Source organism: Dactylosporangium sp. CS-033363, assembly GCF_050942475.1.
GTDB lineage: Bacteria > Actinomycetota > Actinomycetes > Mycobacteriales > Micromonosporaceae > Dactylosporangium.
On record NZ_CP192032.1, the window covers coordinates 9,457,654 to 9,474,706 of the forward strand.

13 protein-coding genes are annotated in these 17,053 nt (G+C 72.6%); 7 read left to right on the plus strand and 6 right to left on the minus strand.

Features of this window, described 5'->3' with window-relative positions:
• Positions 1–37: 37 nt before the first annotated feature.
• From ACQPZ4_RS43590 to ACQPZ4_RS43610, 5 genes are read right to left on the minus strand one after another with little or no spacing between them, the layout of a single operon-like run.
• Complete coding sequence (locus ACQPZ4_RS43590; RefSeq protein WP_433050108.1) at positions 38–1,405, minus strand: O-antigen ligase family protein; 1,368 nt, start codon at positions 1,403–1,405, stop codon at positions 38–40.
• The gene (locus tag ACQPZ4_RS43595) at positions 1,405–2,538 is read right to left on the minus strand and encodes a glycosyltransferase family 4 protein (RefSeq protein ID WP_433050111.1); all 1,134 of its coding nucleotides are present in this window, start codon (positions 2,536–2,538) and stop codon (positions 1,405–1,407) included. Before ACQPZ4_RS43595 ends, ACQPZ4_RS43590 begins: the two co-directional genes overlap by 1 nt.
• Before the next feature lie 20 nt (positions 2,539–2,558).
• Positions 2,559–3,845, minus strand: a complete 1,287-nt coding sequence (locus ACQPZ4_RS43600) for a lipopolysaccharide biosynthesis protein (RefSeq protein ID WP_433050114.1) — start codon at positions 3,843–3,845, stop codon at positions 2,559–2,561.
• The gene (locus ACQPZ4_RS43605; RefSeq protein WP_433050117.1) at positions 3,842–4,711 is read right to left on the minus strand and encodes a glycosyltransferase family 2 protein; all 870 of its coding nucleotides are present in this window, start codon (positions 4,709–4,711) and stop codon (positions 3,842–3,844) included. Before ACQPZ4_RS43605 ends, ACQPZ4_RS43600 begins: the two co-directional genes overlap by 4 nt.
• Before the next feature lie 18 nt (positions 4,712–4,729).
• Positions 4,730–5,884, minus strand: coding sequence for a glycosyltransferase (locus ACQPZ4_RS43610; protein ID WP_433050120.1), 1,155 nt, complete (start codon positions 5,882–5,884; stop codon positions 4,730–4,732).
• A 266-nt stretch (positions 5,885–6,150) separates the two neighbouring features.
• Here ACQPZ4_RS43610 and ACQPZ4_RS43615 point away from each other — a divergent pair, with 266 nt between their 5' ends.
• From ACQPZ4_RS43615 to ACQPZ4_RS43625, 3 genes are all read left to right on the plus strand, one after another.
• Complete coding sequence (locus ACQPZ4_RS43615; RefSeq protein ID WP_433050122.1) at positions 6,151–7,320, plus strand: hypothetical protein; 1,170 nt, start codon at positions 6,151–6,153, stop codon at positions 7,318–7,320.
• 70 nt (positions 7,321–7,390) lie between these two features.
• Positions 7,391–8,842, plus strand: coding sequence for a glycosyl hydrolase family 28-related protein (locus ACQPZ4_RS43620; protein ID WP_433050125.1), 1,452 nt, complete (start codon positions 7,391–7,393; stop codon positions 8,840–8,842).
• 118 nt (positions 8,843–8,960) lie between these two features.
• The gene (locus ACQPZ4_RS43625) at positions 8,961–9,857 is read left to right on the plus strand and encodes a glycosyltransferase family 2 protein (protein ID WP_433050128.1); all 897 of its coding nucleotides are present in this window, start codon (positions 8,961–8,963) and stop codon (positions 9,855–9,857) included.
• A gap of 76 nt (positions 9,858–9,933) precedes the next feature.
• On the opposite strand, the gene ACQPZ4_RS43630 is transcribed toward ACQPZ4_RS43625, so the two are convergent.
• Complete coding sequence (locus ACQPZ4_RS43630; RefSeq protein WP_433050131.1) at positions 9,934–12,045, minus strand: NPCBM/NEW2 domain-containing protein; 2,112 nt, start codon at positions 12,043–12,045, stop codon at positions 9,934–9,936.
• Positions 12,046–12,300: 255 nt separating this feature from the next.
• On the opposite strand from ACQPZ4_RS43630, the gene ACQPZ4_RS43635 reads away from it, so the two are divergent.
• From ACQPZ4_RS43635 to ACQPZ4_RS43650, 4 genes are all read left to right on the plus strand, one after another.
• On the plus strand, positions 12,301–13,389 hold the full coding sequence (locus ACQPZ4_RS43635) for an ABC transporter substrate-binding protein (RefSeq protein WP_433050134.1): 1,089 nt from the start codon (positions 12,301–12,303) through the stop codon (positions 13,387–13,389).
• 70 nt (positions 13,390–13,459) lie between these two features.
• Positions 13,460–14,965, plus strand: a complete 1,506-nt coding sequence (locus ACQPZ4_RS43640) for a sugar ABC transporter ATP-binding protein (RefSeq protein ID WP_433050137.1) — start codon at positions 13,460–13,462, stop codon at positions 14,963–14,965.
• Positions 14,962–15,927: an ABC transporter permease gene (locus ACQPZ4_RS43645; RefSeq protein WP_433050140.1), complete on the plus strand. Its 966-nt coding sequence runs from the start codon at positions 14,962–14,964 to the stop codon at positions 15,925–15,927. Before ACQPZ4_RS43640 ends, ACQPZ4_RS43645 begins: the two co-directional genes overlap by 4 nt.
• Positions 15,924–16,943, plus strand: coding sequence for an ABC transporter permease (locus ACQPZ4_RS43650; RefSeq protein WP_433050143.1), 1,020 nt, complete (start codon positions 15,924–15,926; stop codon positions 16,941–16,943). Before ACQPZ4_RS43645 ends, ACQPZ4_RS43650 begins: the two co-directional genes overlap by 4 nt.
• The last annotated feature ends 110 nt before the right edge of the window (positions 16,944–17,053 follow it).

The following is a 17,053-nucleotide window of genomic DNA, read 5'->3' on the forward strand; positions in this document are numbered from 1 at the left end:
TCGAAGGCGGCGTGCCGGTGCGCGCGGCCAGGGACGATCATCGCAGCAACGCCAGCCGGAGGGGATGGCGCGGCTCGTCCGGCGGCACCGGGGCCGCGTCCCGGTCCCGTTCGGCCTCGCCCAGGCCGACGGCGAGCACGAGCATCGCGGCCGCACACGGCCACAGGTAGAAGTCGAAGAAGTAGATCTGGGCCACGAAACCGATCAGCATCAGCCGCGCGGCCGGCGAGCGGTACCGCACGAACGCGAACACCAGCAGCCCGCACAGGACGAGCACGGCGACGATGCCGTAGTCGTACCAGAGCGTCAGGAAACTGTTGTCGAACGCGGCGGCGAGCCCGTCGTCGATGCCGACCTCGCGGAAGAACCGGGTGTGCGCCTCCGCGCCCTCGCCGAACACGACGCTGTGGGCGCTGCTCCAGATGCCGTCCCACGCCTCCCCCGAGCGCCGGTAGCGGGCGGTCGCCGAGTCCTGCTGCGTCAGGTTCGTCAGCCTGGCCCGCAGCAGCTCCACCGCGTTGCGCACGGGCGCCGGCCCGGCCAGCACCAGGGCGCCGCCGGCCACCAGACCCGCGGCCACGAGGGTCACGCCACGCCGGGTGAACTTCTTCTCGAGGGTCAGGTACCAGTACGCCAGCGCGCAGGCGATGCCGATCCAGGCGCTGCGGGAGCCCGAGAGCAGCAGCCCCGCCGCGCCCGCCGCGAACGGCAGCCGCCAGAGCGTCCCCCGCAGGGCCAGCGCCGCGCACATCGACATCATGCAGTACGTGCCGTAGACGATCGGGTGCCCCATCGTCCCGGCGGAGCGGCCCACGCCCGCGCCCGAGGTGAACGCCGGGCTGACCGCGAACTCGTCGAGGACCGGCCAGGTGCCGCTCAGCCGCTGGTAGACCGCCAGGAGCGCGATCGGCACCCCGAGCCAGGCGAACCCGAGCGCGAGGCGGCGCATCGCCGCCCCGTCCCGCCTGGCCTCGTCGACGACGTGCCAGGTGATGATGCTGTAGCACCCGAGCGACAGCACCCCGATGAGCACGTCCTTCAGGCTGCGCCAGTTGGCCAGCGCGGTGAGCACGCACACCACCGGCAGCGCGAAGACGACGAGGCTGCCCACCGGGATCGGTTCCGCGGGGTCGAACCGCTGGATCCGGCCGTAGACCGCGATGGCCGTGGCGGTGAGCAGGATCATGACTTCCGGGTACGTGGGGTAGCCGAAGTCGACGGTCGCCGGCACCAGGAACATGACGGCGAAGAGCGTGTAGTTGAGCCGCTGCGGGGTGTAGAGGCCCCAGAGCGCGGCGACCCCGGCGAACAGGGCCACCAGCAGGCTCGGGCTCCAGCCGCCCAGCGCGCCGAGGGCGAAGGCGGCCAGACCGGCCCAGCCGATGACCCCCGCGACCCTGGCCATCAAGCCTCCGCACGCACGGTTTCGAGGTGGTCCACGAACCGCTGCTCCGCCGGCGGTGCCGCGCTGAGCTGCCGGGCCCGGTCGACCGCCGCGGCGCGCAGGCGGTCGAAGGCGGGCGGCGCCGCGGCCAGGCCGGACAGCGCGCGGGCCAGGTTCTCCGCCCCGGGCTCCACCAGCAGGCCGCCGCCGTCGGCCAGGAGCTGGGGCGTGGTGCCGGCCCGGTAGCCGACCACCGGCCGGCCGGACATCAGCGACTCCACCGTGACCCGGCCGAACGCCTCGTTGCGGGACAGCATCAGCGTGGCGTCGGTCCACGCGTAGAGCGCGTCGGCGTCGTCGGTCCACCCCAGGATCTCGATCCGGTCGCCGACGCCGAGCGTGCCGGCCAGCGTGCGCAGCGTCTCCTGCGCCGCCGGGTCGCCGATGCCGGCGAACCGCAGGTGCAGGTCGTGCCCCTGCCGCGCGCAGATCGCCAGCGCCTCGACCGCGTCTCGCTGGCCCTTCTCCTCGCTGAGCCGGCCGAGCAGCAGCAGCCTGGTCAGGCCGGCCCGTCCGGCGGGCGGCGGGGCGAGCGGGCGGGCGGGGATCGCCGGCGGGATGACGCGCAGCTTCGCCGCGGCGCCGGGCGCCAGGCTCACGACCTGTTCGGCGACGAGATCCGACACGGCGACGATGCTCGCCGACAGATCGTCGATCATGCGGGTCAGCGTGCGCTTGGGCAGCGCCGAGCGCAACGACGGGTTCGTCAGCAGGGTTTCGTGTACCACCCACACGTGCGCGATCCCGGCCCGCCGGGCGGCCACCGCACCGGCCGGGATGACGGCCGAGTTGGTGACGACGAGGTCGGGCTTGAGCCGGGAGACGTACCGCTCGTAGCCGGGCGCGGACAGCGCGGCCTGCAGCAGCCGCACCGAGCCGACGACCGGGTTGAACCGGCGCCCCATCCACAGCTTGGTCGGCAGCACCGCGACCTCCGCACCGGCGGCCGCCAGCCGGGCCGTCAGCGGGCCCTCGTCCGGCACGGTGACGGTCACCCGGTGGCCGCGGTTCGCGACCGCCTCCGCCACGACCGGCAGCACCGACAGCTCGGCGCCCATCAGGTCCGACGAGTGGCTGACCAGCAGGATGTGCACGCTAGTGCCTCCGGGCGCCGCTACGCGACATGGGTGGGCTCCGGCGCCGCGGGCTCGGGCCGGCGCTGCGGTGCCGGCCGGCCTCCGCGGAGCGCCGCCCCGGCCGCGATGCTGTGCAGGACGAACAGTACCGAGGAGATGGCCGCGACGCCGACGAGCCCCCACCGCGGCGCGGCCAGGGAGTAGCCGACGACGGCGGCGAGGGCCGTGACGATGGCCAGCAGCGTCGCGGTGCGCTCGCGGTGCAGGTTCACCAGGCGGGCGCTGAACACCTTGTCCGCCGCGACCGCGATGCTGCGCGGCAGCAGGACCAGGCCGACCAGGAAGGCCATCTCGTACCCGTTGCTGAGCACCCCGATGCCGGCCAGCCCGACGAGGACCAGCGCGCCGAGCCCGACCGCCAGCAGCAGCGACCGGCGCAGCACGCCGCGCATCCGGTCCTCGGAGCCCTCCTCGTGGTCGCCGAGCGTCCGCTGGGCCGCCACGACCGCGCCCGACTGGGCGAACTCGATCGCCGCGACCGCCAGCGAGTAGACCGCGATCTGGTCGGCCCCCTGGTAGCGGGCGAGGGCGAGCTGGTCGAAGCGGAAGTTGAACGCGACCGCGATCGCGCCGACGTGGGTGACCGCCATCCGGTCGAGCCGCTCGGGGTGCCGCGAGCGGCGGCGGCCCATGCGCACCAGGACCGCGCCGTGGGCCGCCCAGAGGCCGACGGCCATCGTCACCTGGCAGGCCAGCCAGGCCAGCAGCCAGGCCTCGCCGGTCCGCACCGACAGCGCGATCAGCACCAGGTACAGCAGCGGCGCGGCCGCCGCGTAGACGGCCCGGTGCCGGTAGACGCTGAGGAACTCGCCGAGGGTCAGCCCGGCCGCCGCCGGCACCGTGCTCGCGGCGATGCAGACCGCACCGACGGCGGCGACGAGCGGCGAGGCCTCGGCCGAGTACAGCGCGAAGGCCCAGGCCAGGACGGCCGAGATCGGCACCGTGGCCAGGTAGATGAGCAGGCTGCGCCGCCCGGAGAGCTCACCCAGCCAGCCGCGCCCCTGGGCCAGCAGGAACGCCTCCAGCGAGAACCCGCCGATCGCCACGCCGAGCGAGGCGCTGGTGGTCGTGGCGACCAGCAGGCCGCGCTCCTGCGGCGGCAGGGCGATGCTCAGCAGGATCGCCAGGCCGGCCATCCCGAGCGCGCCGAGGTACATCACGGTGGCGCTGCCCACCACCTTGCGCACGGCGGAGGTCGCCTGCCCCGCCCGGTCCGGGCCGGGCTGCCGGTGCGCTCCCCCACCGCCGCGCGGCGCGCCGCTCATGCCCGCAACCCGGCGACGGCCCCGCGCACGACGGCGGCCGCCGCGGACGGTCCGCCCGCCGGCAGCACGCGCGCCGCGTACGCGAGCCGGGCGGCGAAGGCCGCCGGCAGCCGCTTGCGGTGGTGCTTCCGGAAGAAGATCATGCAGCTGCGGCTGGCGTGGAAGTACGTGATCTGCGACTTCGCGCGCAGGTCGGCGGTCGCGCCGGTGGAACCGCCCCCGGCGTGCTCGACCGTCAGCCCGGTGACCACCGTGGTGGGGATGCCGAGCCGGGCCGAGCGCACCGCGAGGTCGGCCTCCTCGAAGAACAGGAAGAAGTCCTCGGAGAAGCCGCCGAGGGCCAGCCAGGCCTCCCGGTTGACCAGCACCGAGTGCCCGGCGACGTAGGTGAGCGTGCGCCCGGCCGCACCGGTCCCCGGCCGGCCGCTGCGCCCGGTCCACAGGTCGATGGCGCCGAGGTCCGGGTGGCCGGGGCCGTCCGGGGCCGCGCTGGTCGTGGCGGCGATCACCGGCCCGCCGGAGCGCAGGGTCGCGGCCGCGGCGGCGAGCCGGCCGGCCACGATCCTGGTGTCCGGGTTGAGCACCCACACGAGCTGGGCGCCCTGGCCGAGCAGCCAGGCGGCCGCGAGGTTGTTGCCGGCGGCGTACCCCACGTTGCCGTGCCCGTGCAGCACGGTGCTCACCACGCCGTGCCGGCGGGCGTGCTCGGCGATCGGGGCGAGCTCGGCCGGCTGGTCGCTGTTGTCGACGATCGCGATCGCGACGGCGAGGCCCGGGTCGTCGTGGTGGGCGACGATCGACCGCACGAGCGCGGCCGTGTCGTCCGCGCTGCGGTAGTTGACGATCGCGATGCCGAGCATGCTCATCGGGGGTCCGCGGGGCGGTCAGCCGGTCGCATCGGTGACCCACCTCGACAGGTTGGCGGCGAAGGCGGCCGGCGAGAAGGCGGCCGCGCCGGCCTGCACGCGGGCCCGGTCCAGCTCGGCCGCCCCGCGGACCGCCGGCACGAACTGCCGGGGGTCGAGCGAGTCGACGAGGAAGCCGGTCTCGCCGTGCACCACCGTCTCCTTGAGGCCGCCGGCGTCGATGCCGACGACCGGCGTGCCGCAGGCCTGCGCCTCGACCGGGATGATGCCGAAGTCCTCGTGGGTCGGGAACAGCAGTGCCCGGGCGCCCCAGTACAGCCGGCGGAGCCGCTCGTCGCTCGGCCGGACCTCGAAGCGGACCGGCACGCCGGCCTTGGCCGCGAGCCCGCGCAGGGCGGCCTCCTGCGGTCCCTTGCCGGCGATCACCAGCGGCAGCCCCGCGGCGGCCGCGATCTCGATCATGAGGTCGAAGTTCTTGTACGGGATCCACCGGCCGACGCCGAGCAGGTAGTCGCGCGACTGCTGCCGGTCGGCCGCGGGCGCGTCGGCGTAGAACCCGACGTCGACCGGCGGGTTCACGACGTGCGCGTCGCGCTTCCAGTACCGGCGGATCCGGGCCTGCACCTCGCGGGAGTTGGCCGCGTAGCTGTGCACGTGCCGGCTGAGCCGCAGGTCGGCCGCCTGCAGCGCCTTGCGGGGCAGGCCGAGGGCCGGGTTGGCGCCCCGGCCGTCGAAGTGCGGGCTCCACACGTAGCGGGCGGGCGAGTGCACGTAGCTGAGGTACCGCGTCCGCTCCGACGAGCCCAGCTTCACGGTGTGCGCGAACGCGTGGCTCGACGAGATCACCACGTCGTAGTCCTTGCGGCTCAGCGTGCGCCACGCCATCGGCATGAACGGCAGCGCGAGGGCCTTCGACGCCTTCAGCGGGGTGCGCGCCAGCCACGACTCACGCATGGGTGAATCCTCGTGCGCGTCGCCGTCTTTCCACAGCACGAACCGCTCGGCGTGGGCGATGATGTCCCCGATGCTGAGGAACACCTTCTCCGAGCCGCCGGTCGAGCCGAACCACTCGTGCACGAGGGCCACCGACCGGCCCGCCAGCAGCCCGGATGCGGGGCCGGCCGGGTGGTCGTGACCGGTGTCGTCGTGGCCGGGTCCCGTGACGAGGGTCATCCGGGCCTGCCGGCACAGCTGTAAGCGGAACGCCGGCAGACACACTGCGGCTTCTGCACCATTACCCCCATGTATGCGAAAAGCCCGGCCGCGTGATCGTTTCCGGCCGACTCGGCGGGCCATGACATTAGAGACAGGCGCCCGGCCAGTGTCAAGGGTCGATTGTCGGGATTGCGTGGTACCGCCGATTGCGGGCCGAGCCCCGGCGACCGCCCGAAGATCAGGCAGGGGCCGCTGTGGTGCGCCTGGCTGGTACCCTCCCGCACGTGAGCGATGAGGCGTCCCAGGATCAGTCGGCACGCAACCCGGCGCCTTGGCCCGCCGGAGGTGCCCCGCTGCCCGATTCCGAGGCTCCGACGGCCCGGCTGTGGGTGCCCCCGCCGGGACCGGAGCAGCAGTGGCCGGCGGCCGGGCAGTGGCCCACGGCCGCGGACCAGTGGTCGCAGGGCCCCGCGTCCAGCTCGCAGCCCGCCCCGGCCGGGTACCCGCAGAGCGGCCCGCCCGCTCCGGCCGGCTATCCCCAGAGCGGCCCGCCCGCGCCCGCCGGCTATCCGCAGAGCGGCCCGCCGGCCCCGGCCGGGTACCCGCAGAGCGGCCCGCCCGCGCCCGCCGGGTACCCGCAGAGCGGCCCGCCCGCCCCGGCCGGGTACCCGCAGAGCGGCCCGCCGTACTCCCCGGCCCCGTCCCAGGAGAGCTGGACGACGTTCGGCCAGGGCTGGGACCAGGGTCCGGAGCGCAGCCCCCTCGACGCGCCGCCCGGCGACCACCAGCTGCGGTTCCCGCCGACGCCGAAGCCGGACCGGCGCGGCCTCGTCATCGGCCTGATCGTGGGCCTCGTCGCGGTGCTGGCCGCCGGCACGGGCGGGTACTTCATCGGCGCGGGCACGGCCGAGAAGACGCCGGCCGCCGCGAGCCCGACCCCGGCCCCGTCCGGCAGCGCCACCCTGCCGGCGTTCGAGGCGGCCCAGGTCGAGATCAACAAGACGAAGCTGGACGGCGAGCTGGCGACCCTCGCGGAGCCCTGGCTGGCCGAGCTCAGCAACTGCAACGTGCACACCGACGCGAGCGCGCCGCCGCCGAACTTCGAGTTCAAGAACGTCACGTGCCAGCTCGGGCCGGTCTACACGCAGTTCATCGTGTACAAGACGCCGGAGGTGCGCGACAACGCCCGGGCCTTCCGGCAGAAGCTCAACGGGGAGGGTGCGGCCGTCGCCCCCGGGATCAAGGAGCCGAGCCGGATGACCGGCGGCGTCACCAAGGCCCCGGGCACCCTCGTGGAGTACGCGTTCAAGCGCGACGACGGCAAGTCGGTCTGCGGGATCTGGTGGGACCGCGACGAGGACGCCGCGGCCGCGCTCCTGCTGGAGGCGAGCTGCGCGGACGGGCTCGGCGGCAAGTGGGAACCGCTGCGCGACCTCTGGCAGCGGCACAGTTGACCGTCCCGGGCGGCCGGGCGGCGATCGGCCGCACCGGCAGCCGGGGCCACGCATCGACTAACCTTCCGACGTGAACGCATTCACCGCGGTGCTCCGGTCCCGCCTGCGATGGTGGTGGGCCGAGTACGTGCGGCCGAGGCTGCCCGGGGCCGGGTTCCCGCCCGGCGCGGTGCCGTCGCCGTCCCGGCGGGCGCTGCTGACCCGGGGCAGCGTGCTCGCGGTGGGTGCGGGCGTCGGCGTCACGGGCGCCGCCGCGGCGGCGTACCACCTGACCTCCGGCGGCGCCGCGCCCGCCCGGGCCGTCCTCGACGCGCGCGAGATGGGTGCGACCGGCGACGGTGAGACCGACGACACCGAGAAGCTGCAGAAGGCGATCGACGCGGCCCAGCCCACCGGCGGCGTCGTGTACCTGCCCCCGGGCGTCTACCTGACCGGCCGGCTGACCCTGCACTCGCGGGTCCACCTGCGCGGGGCCGGCGACGCGACGGTCCTGCGGCTGCGCCCCGGCGCGGGCACCGCCATCCTGGAGTCCGAGGGCTTCGAGCACCTGACCGGAAGCGGCGACTCCGGCGGGATCAGCAACTTCAGCGTGCGCGATCTCGTCCTGGACGGCAATCGGGAACAGAACCAGTCCGGCGGCTTCGGCCTGCGGATCTACGGCTTCGGCTACGAACTGACCGAGGTGACGATCCTCAACTGCCGCCAGGACGGCCTGTACAGCGAGTGGGTGGCCACCCCGGCCCTGCCGTACCCGTCGCACCAGATGGAGGCCCGGCTGACCGCCGTGCGCTCGCACGACAACGACGGCCACGGCATCAACTTCAACGGCCCGCACGACTCGATGTTCGTCAACTGCGTCTCGTTCGAGAACGGCGGCAGCGGCTTCCACCTCTCCGGGTGGAGCAACGGCTCGTCGATGGTGAACTGTCACGGCTGGGGCATGCGGCAGCGGGTGGCGTTCGAGCTCGACGCGCCCGCGATCGGCTGCGTGAACTGCTACGCGGACATCAACGGCGGGATCGGGGTGCGGATCTCCCGCAGCGACTGCCGGTTCGTCGGCGGCCTCGTCCTCGGCGGCAGCCACTCCGGGTCCAGGCCCGAGATCGGCGTCCAGTTCGCGCTCGGCTCGGAACCGGCCGAGCCGGCCGGGTCGCTCATCGACACCAAGATCCTCAACTGCGCGACGGCGGCCGTCGACTTCGGCTTCGACCGGGGCCGGTCCAACGTCCGGGCCAACGTCTGCATGCCCGAGGCGAGCGCCGAGCAGCTCAGCGCGGCCCCGACCCGGGCGGGCTGGATCGGCACGCCGCACCCGACCACGCTGGTCGAGATCGTGCAGGGGCTCGCCGACGTGGCCACGAACCTGGTCGTGCACCCGGCGTTCGAGCTGCGGGCGCAGCCGGTCCCGCCGCCCCCGGGCGAGCAGTCGGTGCGCGTCTTCGCCCGGCAGACGAACGGCCGGGTGCAGCTGTGCGCCCAGTTCCCCAACGGGGCGATCCAGGTCATCTCGACCCAGCCCTGACGGACGGTCGCCGGGCCCCCCGGCCGTCACCGCGTTGGTCTATCGTGCACAGCGCTGTACCGATACCGCACGGCGATGCGGCGACGGACCATGAACGGGGTTGACGGGGTTGACGGGCGTGCGCAGTGACGTCGTGGCGGTCATTCTGAACTGGAACTGTGCCGAGGAGACGATCCGCTGCCTGCGGGCGGTCGCCACCGGCACCGCGGTGCCGGACATCATCGTGGTCGACAACGGCTCCGAGGACGACTCGCTCGCCCGGCTGGCCCTCGTCGAGGAGCCGTTCACCCTGGTCGAGCTGGACAGCAACCTCGGCTTCGCGGGCGGCATGAACGCCGGCATCCGGGCCGCGCACGCGCGCGGGGCCGAGTGGGTCTGGGTGCTCAACGCCGACGCGGTGCCCCGCCCGGCGGCGCTGGCCGCCCTGCTGGAGCACACCGGCCGGTTCGCGGCGTCGGCGTCGCGGCAGGTGACGTCGCTGCGGCCGGACGACCCCGAGACGGAGTCCTACCTCGTCGCCGCGATGCTGCCCAACGGCCGGGTGGAGCCGTTCCGCTGCTCCGGCTGCGCCGAGGGCCCGCACGAGGTCGACGTGGTGACCGGCGCGGCGCTGTTCCTCAGCGTGCCCTGGGTCATGCGCGTGGGGCTGTTCGACGAGCGGTTCTTCCACTACAAGGAGGAGTTCGACCTGGTGCACCGGATCGCCGCCGCCGGCGGGAAGGTCGGCCTGGTCTGCGCCTCGGAGGTGTGGCACCTGCGCGGCGGCAGCCTGAACACGGCCAGCGCCCGGGCGCAGTACTACCACTACCGCAACGAGATCCTCTTCGTGCGCAAGCACTACTCGCGCCCGCTCAAGCGGATGCTGCTCAGCGAGCCGATCCACTACAAGACCCTGACCAGGTCCGTGCTCGGCGCGGCCGTCGGCAACCACGAGCAGCGCAGCCGCTCGATCGCGGTGCTGGCGGCCTACTGGGACGGGGTCCGCGGCGTCGAGGGCCCCACCGAGCGCTTCTGACGGCCTCGCGGTGCCCCCGCGGGGGACACCGCTTCCGACGGCTTCGGGGTGCCCGCGCGGGCACCCCGAAGCACGCCTAACAGGTCAGGCGCGCGTCGGCCCAGTCCGCGTGGTCGTGGTCGTTGCTGCCCGCGCTGCCCACGACCAGCCGCACGTTCGAGCGCCCGGTGACGTCCACGTCGATCGCCACCGGGTTCGCGGCCGTCACGGTCGGGCTGGTGTAGAGCGTCGTGCCGTCGCCCAGTACCGAGAACGTGACGCCCGTGGAGACGGTCCCGACCTCGGCGTCGAGCCCGCCGATCGCCGTGAACCGGGTGCAGCCGGCCGACGGGACGGTGATGTCGCTCGCCGCGTGGGCGCCGATGCCCTTCTGGTAGGCGACGCCGCCGACGGTGAGCACGCTGCCGTCGCCGGTCGCCGTCTCGCCGTTGGACTGGTCGCGTTCGACCGGGCCCCAGCCGTTCGTTGCCGTGCCCCAGGTGCGGTCGCTGACGGCCGAACCGGCGCCCGGGGTACCGCAGACCAGGGTCGCACTCCCCCAGTCCCCGTGGTCGCTCGCGTTGCCGTCGCGGGCGTCGGTGACCCGCAGTTCGAGGGTCAGGTAGCCGCCGGTCGACACCGACAGGCGGGTCGGGGCCTGGCCGCCGGTCTTCACCGGGCTGTAGCCGAGCAGCCGGCCGTCGCCGTAGACCGCGAAGCGCGCCGAGCCCGCGGTGCCCACCTCGGCGTCGATGCCGACCTGGGCGGTGAAGGTGCGGCAGGCGCGGCCGAGGTAGACGTGCACCGCCCCGTCCGCGTGGGCGCCGATGCCCTTGGCGAACGCGGTGCCGCCGATGTTCAGCGCGGTGCCGTCGGCGGCGCCGGTCTCGCCGTTGGAGCGGTTGCGCTCGGCCGGGCCCCAGCCGTTGCCGGTCGCGGCCCAGGCCATGTCGCTGACCTGGTACGTGCCGGCCGCCGGGGCCGCGGCCAGGGAGCCCGCCCGGGTCACCCGGAACATCGCGGCGCCGTGGGCGGGCACCGACGCGCTCAGGGCGCCGGTGGTCGAGCCGGTGGCGCCGGTCCAGAGGTTCTTCGTGGTGTACGAGCTGGACCCCGTCAGCCCGAGGGCGGCGGTGGTGGTGGAGACACTGGCGGTACCGGTGCCGCGGTTGAAAAGGACCACGGCCACCGAACCGTCGCTCATCGGTTTGGCCCAGACCTCCTGGTCGCCCGCGTCGGCCACGCGCCGGCCCTGGGAGCCGCCCCAGTCCCGGTTGACGGCGATGACGTCGGCGTTGCGCAGGATGCCCAGCGTCGCCGCGCTGACCGAGCGCAGGTCGTTGCCCAGCAGCAGCGGCGAGGACAGCAGGGACCAGAGCGAGAAGTGCGCGATGTTCTCGTCCTGGGACAGCGAGCCGTTGCCGACCTCGAGCATGTCGGGGTCGTTGTAGTACCCCTTGCGCGCGAACGGCTCCAGCCCGGCCTGCTGGTCCAGCAGCGCGGTGATCGTGGACCAGTTGGTGTTGATGTCGTCGGTGGTGCGCCAGGAGCTGCCGCCGACGTCCGGCCCGAAGACCCACGGCTCGTCGTTGCCCCAGTTGCAGATGCTGTAGACGATCTGGCGGCCGGTCGCCTTGAGCGCCTCGCCCATCGCCCGGTAGCGGTCCACGGCGGGCCGGCCCTGGTTGTTGCAGTTGTCGTACTTCAGCAGGTCGATGCCCCAGGACGCCCACGTCTGCGCGTCGACGACCTCGTGGTCCAGGCTCGCGGGCAGTCCCTGGCAGGTGGCGGTGCCGGCCGAGGAGTAGATCCCGAGCTTGAGGCCGCGGGCGTGCACGTAGGTGGCGATGGCCGCGATGCCGCCCGGGAAGCGCACCGGGTCGGGCCGCAGCCGGCCCTGCGCGTCCCTGGTGCCGGCCATCCAGCAGTCGTCGATGTCGACGTAGGTGTACCCGGAGTCCCGCAGTCCGGTGCTGACCATGGCGTCGGCGGTCGCCTTGATCAGGTTTTCGTCGATGTTGCAGCCGAACCGGTTCCAGCTGTTCCACCCCATCACGGGGGCGGTGAGCGGTCCTGGTTGGGGTGTCGCCGTGGCGCCGGCGGGCGACGCGCCGGTAACAGCGAGCGGGATGGATGCCGCGGCGACCAGCAGGAGGGTCGTGGCGGCCGTGTTCAGGGCGCGTTTCAGCACCCCAGGAGATCGGATCATCGCAGCTCCCAGGCGGTACGAGATCGAAATTGTTGAATATTGTTGTACGCCGATAAACACGACTGCACAAGGTTCGTCATCGATGTCGGTCCGGCATCGCCCAGGTCTCGGTCATGTGACAGTTGGTGTTTGGTTTTGGTCGGGTTGGTCGAAAGTCTTGACAGAAAAAGTTGGAGGATGAGTGAATGCGATACACCTCGATGAGGTCCCGCACAGACACCCCAGTCGACCCCTCGCTCAAGGGAGTGACACACCATGATCGATATGCGTGGCCGCTGGCGGCCCGCCCTGGCCGTGCTCAGCGCCGCGGCCCTGCTGATGACCGGCTGCGCGAAGTCCGAGGACGACAACGCCGGCGCCGGCGCGACGGCGAACGCCTCCGCCGCCGCGCAGGCCACGAAGTCGGCCGACGCCGCCGGCGCGAGCTGCACCCTGACGCAGTTCGGCGGCACGAAGATCGACCTCAAGACCGCCCAGGTCGGCTTCTCCCAGTCGGAGAAGGAGGCCAACCCCTTCCGCATCGCCGAGACCCAGTCCATCAAGGACGAGGCGAAGAAGCTGGGCATCCCCGAGGCCAACCTCAAGACCACCAACGCCGACTCGAAGTTCGACAAGCAGATCACCGACGTGAGCACGCTGATCGACCAGGGCGTGCAGCTGCTGATCGTGGCCCCGCTGAACTCGGACGGCTGGGACTCGGTGTTCGCCAAGGCCTCCCAGAAGAAGATCCCGATCATCACGATCGACCGGAAGATCAACGCGAAGAGCTGCACCAACTACCTGACCTTCATCGGGTCGGACTTCGCGGAGCAGGGCAAGCGGGCCGCCGACAAGATGGCCAAGGCCATGAACAACACCGGCACGGTCGCGATCCTGCTCGGCGCCCCGGGCAACAACGTCACCACGCTGCGCACCAGCGGCTTCAAGGACGAGATCGCCAAGGTCGCCCCGAACATCAAGATCGTGTTCGAGCAGACCGGCAACTTCTCCCGTGAAGAGGGCCAGAAGACGGCCGAGCAGCTGCTGCAGGCCAACCCGAACGTCAACGGCATCTACGCCGAGAACGACGAGATGGCCCTCGGCGCGGTGACCGCCCTCAAGGGCGCCAACAAGAAGGCCGGCGACGTCAAGATCGTGACGATCGACGGCACCAAGGGCGCGGTCCAGGGCATCGTGGACGGCTGGATCTACTCGGTCATCGAGTCGAACCCGCGCTTCGGCCCGCTGGCCTTCTCGACCGCCGAGAAGTTCTTCAACGGCGAGGCGATCCCGGAGAACATCATCATCTCCGACCGCGAGTACGACTCGACCAACGCGTCGTCCGACATCGGTCTGTCCTACTGAGGCCTTGAACCCCTTGCCGGGAGAGCGCAGGCTCTCCCGGCAAGGGGTTCGGCGCGTGGAAAGAGGAAACATGTCCCTGCTGGAAGTGGCCGGGGTCAGCAAACAGTTCCCGGGCGTGCGGGCGCTCGACGACGTCTCGTTCACGCTGGAGCCGGGCGAGGTGCACGCGCTCGTCGGCGAGAACGGGGCCGGCAAGTCCACCCTGATCAAGGTCCTCACCGGCGTGTACCGCCCGGACGGCGGCGAGGTGCGCTACCAGGGCGAGCCGGTCTCCTTCGGCGGCCCGCTGGACGCCCAGGCGGCCGGGATCTCCACCATCTACCAGGAGGTCAACCTCGTCCCGCTGATGAGCGTGGCGCGCAACCTCTTCCTGACCCGCGAACCGCGCAACCGGCTGGGCCTCGTCGACGTGGCCCGGATGAACCGCGAGGCGGCCGAGATTCTCGCCGGCTACGGCATCACCTCCGACGTGCGCCGCCCGCTGGGCCTCATGCCCCTCGGCGCGCAGCAGATGGTGGCGCTGGCCCGGGCCGTCATGGTCGACGCCAAGGTCGTCGTGATGGACGAGCCGACCTCCTCGCTCGAGCCCCGCGAGGTGGAGACCCTCTTCGGCGTCATCCACCAGCTGCACGAGCGCGGCGTCGGCATCATCTACGTCAGCCACCGCCTGGACGAGCTGTACCGCATCTGCGACAGCGTCACGATCCTGCGCGACGGCAAGCTGGTCCACGCGGGCAAGCTGGCCGACCTGGAGCGCGTCCAGCTCGTCTCGCACATGCTGGGCCGCCCGGTCAACGCGGAGCGCTCGTTCACCAGCTTCGCCGGCGAGCACGACGCCGCCGGTGCCGCCCCGGTGCTGCGGGCCACCGACCTCAACAGCCGCCACCACCTCGCGGGCGTCAGCTTCGAGGTCCGGCCGGGCGAGGTCGTCGGGCTCGGCGGCCTGCTCGGCGCCGGGCGCAGCGAGACCATCAAGGCGGTGGCCGGCGCGCTGCCGCTGGACAGCGGCTCCGTCGAGGTCGACGGCAAGCCGCTGCGCCGCCCGACGCCGGTCAGCGCGCTCAAGGCCGGCATCGCCGTGCAGCCCGAGGACCGCAAGGCCGAGGGCATCGCGCTGGGGCTGTCGGTGCGGGAGAACATCGCCCTGGCGATCCTGCCCCGGCTCGCCACGGCTGGCGTGGTCTCCGAGCGGAAGATCGACGAGATCGTCGACACCTTCATGAAGCGGCTGCGGATCAAGGCGTCCAGCCCGCACCAGCGGGTCGGCGACCTCTCCGGCGGCAACCAGCAGAAGGTGCTCCTGGCCCGCCTGCTGGCCACCGGGCCCAAGGTGCTGCTGCTGGACGAGCCGACCCGCGGCATCGACGTGGGCGCGAAGGCCGAGGTGCAGGCGCTCATCGACGAGCTCGCCTCCGAGGGCCTCGGGGTGGTGCTGGTGTCCTCGGACGCCGAGGAGCTCATCGAGGGTTCCGACCGTGTGGTGGTACTGCGTGATGGCGCCGTGGTGGGCATGCTCCGCGGCGACGAAGTGACGACGGAGCAGTTGATGAACGTGATCGCGGTGGCGTCGTCATGACGGCCGCTACTCCCGCAGTGGAGAAAGTCCAGGCCAACCGCTGGCGGCAGCTGCTGCCGGTGTACGGCGTCTACGTGGCCCTGCTCGTGCTGGTGCTGTTCAACGTCGTCTACACCGACAACTTCCTCGAGTGGTCGAACCTGCGCATCCAGCTGGTCCAGGTCACCCCCGTGGTGATCGTGGCCCTGGGGATGGCGCTGGTCATCGGCACCGAGGGCATCGACCTGTCCGTCGGGTCCGTGATGGCCCTCGGCGCCGCGATCATCCCGCTGTACCTCGGCTACGGCCCCGTCGCCGCCATCGTCCTCGCGCTGGTCGGCGGCCTGGTCATCGGCTTCGTCAACGGCGGCCTCGTCGCGTTCGTAGGGCTGCAGCCGATCGTGGCCACCCTGGCCATGCTCGTGGCCGGGCGCGGCATCGCGCTGGTCGTGTCCAGCGGGCGCTACAAGGACATCCGCAACGCCGACTTCATCGAGATCGGCACCGGGCAGTTCCTCGGGGTGCCCTACACCGTCTGGATCGCCGCCGTGCTCGCCGTGATCGTCGGCTTCGTGGTGCGCCGCACGGTCTTCGGCCGGCGCCTGCTCGCCATCGGCGACAACCGCCCGGCCGCGGTCCTGGCCGGCGTCCCGGTGCGCCGGGTGCTGGTGACGGTCTACATCATCAGCGCCGTGCTCGCCTCGATCGCCGGCATCATCCAGGTGGCCCGGATCGGCTCGGCCGACGCCTCCCGGATCGGCCTGCTCATCGAGCTCTCCGCGATCACCGCGGTGGTCGTCGGCGGCACCCCGCTGACCGGCGGCAAGGTGCGCGTGCTCGGCACCGTGGCCGGCGCGCTGCTCATGCAGCTGCTGACCGCGACGATGATCGCCAACAACCTGCGCGACTCGACCGCGCAGATGGTGCAGGCGGCCATCATCCTGGTCGCCGTGTACGCGGCCCGCGAACGGAGGACCCGATGAGCAGCCAGACGGTCGTGACGCCCCCGGCGAAGGCGGCCCGGGCCGAGGCCGCCTCGATGCGCACCGAGCGCGTCGTCGAGCTGATCCAGCGCCAGGGCGCGCTCGCCGTGCTCGTGCTGGTGATCGTCGTCGGCGTCGTCACCTGGGACAGCTTCCGCACCTTCGACAACCTCGGCACGGTGCTCATCTCCACCGCGCCGCCGGCCCTGATCGCGCTCGGCATGACGTTCGTCATCATCAGCGGCGGCATCGACCTGTCCGTCGGGTCGCTGTACGTGCTGGGCGGGGTCCTGGCCGCGTGGGCGTCGCAGTACGGCACGTGGGCCGCGTTCGCGCTGCCGCTGGCCGTGTGCGGGGTGTTCGGGCTGGTGCAGGGCCTCATCATCGCGTACGCGCGGCTGGCGCCCTTCATCGTCACGCTGGCCGGCCTGCTCGGGGCCCGCGGCCTGATGCTCGCCCTGTCCGACGAAGGCGCCGACACCTACCTGGTGAAGACCGACTCCTTCAAGCACTTCGGCACCGGCGAGTTCCTGGGCATCGGCTACCCCGTCTACCTGGTCATCGCGCTCTTCGCGGCGGGGATGCTGCTGCTGTACCGCAGCCGCTTCGGCCAGTCCGTCTACGCCATCGGCGGCAGCGAGGACGCGGCCCGCCTGATGGGCGTGAAGATCCGCAGCACGCAGATCCGCGTCTACGTCCTGTCCGGCGTCCTGGCCGGGCTGGCCGGGGCGATCAACGCGGCCCGGCTCGGCTCCGGCGTCACGGTGCTGGGCACCGGCATGGAGCTCGACGCGATCGCCGCGGTGGTCGTCGGCGGCACGCTGCTGACCGGCGGGGCGGGCACCCTCGGCGGCACCATCGCCGGCGTCCTGCTGCTGCAGGTGATCCAGAACATCATCAACCAGATCGGCACGGTCACGTCGGCCTGGCAGACGGTCATCAGCGGGGCGTTCATCGCGCTGGTGGTCGTGGCCCAGACCTACCTGGCCCGGCTGCGGCGGGTGGCCTCCGGGTAGTGGGGTGCGGAGGGCCGTTCGGAGGGGCGTCACCGGTACATCCGGGGGCGCCCCTTTCCCCATTGTGCACATTGCAATAGCTGACGCTCCGACCCCGGCCGCACACGGTG

Bases quoted from the DNA above. Each gene is read 5' to 3' on its own strand.
- ACQPZ4_RS43600 (WP_433050114.1), bottom strand. From the start codon at position 3,845: ATGAGCGGCGCGCCGCGCGGCGGTGGGGGAGCGCACCGGCAGCCCGGC.
- ACQPZ4_RS43630 (WP_433050131.1), bottom strand. From the start codon at position 12,045: ATGATCCGATCTCCTGGGGTGCTGAAACGCGCCCTGAACACGGCCGCC.
- ACQPZ4_RS43590 (WP_433050108.1), bottom strand. From the start codon at position 1,405: ATGGCCAGGGTCGCGGGGGTCATCGGCTGGGCCGGTCTGGCCGCCTTC.
- ACQPZ4_RS43635 (WP_433050134.1), top strand. From the start codon at position 12,301: ATGATCGATATGCGTGGCCGCTGGCGGCCCGCCCTGGCCGTGCTCAGC.
- ACQPZ4_RS43640 (WP_433050137.1), top strand. From the start codon at position 13,460: ATGTCCCTGCTGGAAGTGGCCGGGGTCAGCAAACAGTTCCCGGGCGTG.
- ACQPZ4_RS43650 (WP_433050143.1), top strand. From the start codon at position 15,924: ATGAGCAGCCAGACGGTCGTGACGCCCCCGGCGAAGGCGGCCCGGGCC.
- ACQPZ4_RS43605 (WP_433050117.1), bottom strand. From the start codon at position 4,711: ATGAGCATGCTCGGCATCGCGATCGTCAACTACCGCAGCGCGGACGAC.
- ACQPZ4_RS43645 (WP_433050140.1), top strand. From the start codon at position 14,962: ATGACGGCCGCTACTCCCGCAGTGGAGAAAGTCCAGGCCAACCGCTGG.
- ACQPZ4_RS43610 (WP_433050120.1), bottom strand. From the start codon at position 5,884: ATGACCCTCGTCACGGGACCCGGCCACGACGACACCGGTCACGACCAC.